Here is a 386-nt window from a genome sequence, read left to right as displayed (position 1 = left end):
TCATTCTTTCGCTATCCAGTTTTCAAAGAGCAAGTTAAAACAATTATTGGTGGAGCCAAGGAGGATCGAACTCCTGACCTCCTGCTTGCAAGGCAGGCGCTCTCCCAGCTGAGCTATGGCCCCATAATGGGATCGATAATATCTGAGATATGGTGGGCCTTAGTGGACTCGAACCACCGACCTCACCCTTATCAGGGGTGCGCTCTAACCAGCTGAGCTAAAGGCCCTCGATATTATTCAATTATACTTAGGTGCATTGCACCTGCTTGGCGACGTCCTACTCTCCCAGGACCCTGCGGTCCAAGTACCATCGGCGCTGGAGGGCTTAACGGTCGTGTTCGGTATGGGAACGCGTGGTTCCCCTCCGCCATCGCCACCAAACGGAT

Annotated in this window: 2 tRNA genes and 1 rRNA gene; all 3 read right to left on the bottom strand. The window is 53.1% G+C overall.

The window, feature by feature from the left end:
* Nucleotides 1-47: 47 nt before the first annotated feature.
* Nucleotides 48-123, bottom strand: a tRNA-Ala gene (locus M3194_RS31020).
* Between the two features lie 27 nt (nucleotides 124-150).
* A tRNA-Ile gene (locus M3194_RS31015) sits at nucleotides 151-227 on the bottom strand.
* Between the two features lie 37 nt (nucleotides 228-264).
* A 5S ribosomal RNA gene (gene rrf / locus M3194_RS31010) occupies nucleotides 265-381 on the bottom strand.
* Between the last annotated feature and the right edge of the window lie 5 nt (nucleotides 382-386).

It is taken from the genome of Paenibacillus glycanilyticus, assembly GCF_023715145.1.
GTDB lineage: Bacteria > Bacillota > Bacilli > Paenibacillales > Paenibacillaceae > Pristimantibacillus > Pristimantibacillus glycanilyticus_A.
The sequence above is the reverse complement of the archived record's forward strand: the minus strand, read 5'-3'. Positions and strand labels throughout refer to the sequence as shown.